The 2829-nt window shown below is 35.2% G+C and carries 2 protein-coding genes; both read right to left on the bottom strand.

Annotation, left to right across the window (positions count from 1 at the left end; all coding sequences use genetic code 11):
• Nucleotides 1-119: 119 nt before the first annotated feature.
• The gene (gene istB, locus H527_RS0118565; RefSeq protein ID WP_027414041.1) at nt 120-839 is read right to left on the bottom strand and encodes an IS21-like element helper ATPase IstB; all 720 of its coding nucleotides are present in this window, start codon (nt 837-839) and stop codon (nt 120-122) included.
• Nucleotides 840-879: 40 nt separating this feature from the next.
• A complete protein-coding gene (gene istA / locus H527_RS0118560; RefSeq protein ID WP_211235745.1) occupies nt 880-2511 on the bottom strand; it encodes an IS21 family transposase in 1632 nt (543 codons plus the stop codon).
• Nucleotides 2512-2829: the final 318 nt, after the last annotated feature.

The following is a 2829-nucleotide window of genomic DNA, read 5'->3' as shown; positions in this document are numbered from 1 at the left end:
CGGATCATACTTCCATCTAAATCATATTCTGAATGGATATTCTATAGATGTTGACCCCCATTCTAGTCATATTGACCCCTCTGTAGATTTTGGTCTTAAAAAGATAGGTTGTGACAAAATTACAGTTTTTTTCTAAGACTTTCTCCTTTAAGTTCTATTCGGTGTGATGTGTGTACTAACCGATCTAAAATTGCATCTGCAATGGTTGCTTCTCCAATAACATCATACCAACTAGCTACTGGTAGTTGACTAGCTATAATGGTTGATGATTTACTGTGTCTGTCTTCAATAATTTCCATAAGGTCCATTTGTTGCTTTTTATCTAAATTCGCTAATCCAAAATCATCAAGGATTAGTAATCCTGCTTTAGCAATACGTTCGAAGAGTTTGAATACACTTCCGTCAATTCTTGCCATTTTGGTTTTGATCAGTAGTTTTTGTGTATTAAAATATAAGACTTTGGTTCCCCCGGAACAGGCTCTATGACCTAATGCAGAAGCAATAAAGCTTTTGCCACATCCAGTAGCCCCAGTAATCAGTACAGATTCACCTTTGGTTATATATTGACCTGTAGCGAGTTCTGTAATTTGGGATTTATTAAGTCCTCTGTTTGCTTCAAAATTTAGTTCTTCTATAGTGGCACTGTATCTAAACTTAGCGGTTCTTTTCAAACGCTCAAAACGTCTATTGGCACGATCCTCTTGTTCTGCTTGTAGGAGTACTTCCAACCCTTCATTTAAAGAGAGTTGGTGATGTTCTCGTGTTTCCATAAGAGCACCCCAACGGTTAGACATCCCTTGTAGGCGTAATTGTTTTAAATGATTTTCAATGTTTGTCATAGTATATTGATATTTAAATTAATGAGTAATTCTAATAGTATTATTTAAAGGAAGATGCTCCTCTGATATTATCGTGTTTAGGTAAAGGTGTCTCTGGTGTCTGATCTGTAGCATCTACCATTTTGTTCTCTAAAATCCGTTTTAAAAAGGCGTAAGAATAATTGGTAAATTCCATAGCCATTTCACAGGCTTTAATAAACTGATCAGTATCAGTTTGTTTAGAGAGCTTTAAAATCCCTTCGCAGGTTCTGTAGAGTTGTTCAGGATATTTATCTTGTTTAAATAATGCATTGATGTATTGGTAAAGTGTCTCTGAGTGATTATATCCTTTTTGTATGTAATAGGTTGGACTTCGTTTCTTATAATACTGGTGATGGGAACATAAATGTTCTTTGGTAGTGGTATATCCTGATTTTTTGAAGCTTCTGGGATGTACTGCGATTAACTGCCCATTATCTCCAAAAATCCTAACCATACTGCGAGTATAGATTACTCGGGTTTGTTTACCGATATATGTATAAGGAACACTATAATGATGCTTATCACTACTGATATAAATATGATTATTGTGAGTGACTTTTAAGCTTTTATAATATTTAACTTCAAAATCGTTTTCAGGTAATGGTAGTAATAGTTGCTTTTCATCAGCAATAAACTTTTCTTCTCTAGAATACTCTTTACGTTGCATCCTGGTTTGATTATGTGCCTTGATACGATCCTTAATCGCTTTATTCAAAGAAGTAAGATCAAAGAATTGTTGGTTACGTAATTTTGCATATACACGGCTGTAAATCAACTTTACTTGATTCTCTACAAGCGCTTTGTCTTTAGGTTTTCTAACCCTTGCTGGAGTAACAGTAGTTCCATAATGATTAGCAAAGTCTTCTAGCACTCTATTAATACTGGGTTCATATCTACTAGCTTTAGTAACGGCAGCTTTTAAATTATCAGGAACTAAAGTTTGAGGAACACCTCCCATATCTTTTAAACAACATTGTAAGGCATAGATAAAATCATCTGTTTTTTGGCTTGGTATTGCCATAGCAAAACTGTAATCAGAGTATGAAAGACAGGCTACAAAGACCTGAACCGATATTTCTTCTCCTGTTTCTTTATCGATATAGGATAAGGGCTTCCCTGCAAAGTCTATATAGAGCTTATCCGCTGGATGATGTTCTAACACTAAGGAAGGTTTGCTTGCTAAACGATGTTGACGTAGTACTACACAAAATTGACTATAACAATAATGCGAAGTGGGATGAGCTACTTTATATTCTTCCCATAATACTAAACGGGTGACTCCAACTTTTTTTAGCTCTGCAGTATAATAATCTAACTGCTTTTTTAAAGGTTCATAACGAGGATCTCTATAGGCTGGATTACCTGCTAATAGAGCCGCTTCTAGCTCCGGGTCTTCTAATGCTAATAAAGAAGATACTGCAATACGGCTGATATTGGCACGATGTATATAACTCTTTACAGTGTTTTTACTGATCTCTAGATTGCGAGCAATAGTCTTGATTCCTTTACCTCTAGAGTGCATTCTCAATATTTGTTTTACTAAACTCATACGCTTTGGTTTTCCTGCCATAAATATCCTTTGATGATTAAAATCATCAAGAAAACCAAAATCTATAATCGATATCAAAATAATCAAAAGGGTCAGCATCATCCAGAATAGCAGATCAGAAAAAAACCAAAGGGGTCAACTTGATCCAGAATCTTGAAAACCCAAAGGGGTCAATATGCTCCAGAATATAATCTTCAATTACGAAAATTATAAACCTTCTTGATTATCTCTTTAAAATAGAGGGGTCAGCATCAGACAGAACGACAGAGATAAACTATCGCAAAACAAAAGGCTATTCAAGGGGTCAGCTTAGTCCAGTGTATCCATTCTGAACTCACTTGCTGTACGCTTTGACCTGATTGTAATAACTCTACAATCATAAGTTTAAAATCGTTACTATGTTTTCGCTTTACCATAATT

Source organism: Aquimarina muelleri DSM 19832 (genome assembly GCF_000430665.1).
GTDB lineage: Bacteria > Bacteroidota > Bacteroidia > Flavobacteriales > Flavobacteriaceae > Aquimarina > Aquimarina muelleri.
This window is presented reverse-complemented; position numbering and strand designations above follow the sequence as displayed.

Coding starts and splice junctions, on each gene's coding strand:
- istA (WP_211235745.1), bottom strand. CDS start 2,511: ATGATGCTGACCCTTTTGATTATTTTGATATCGATTATAGATTTTGGT.
- istB (WP_027414041.1), bottom strand. CDS start 839: ATGACAAACATTGAAAATCATTTAAAACAATTACGCCTACAAGGGATG.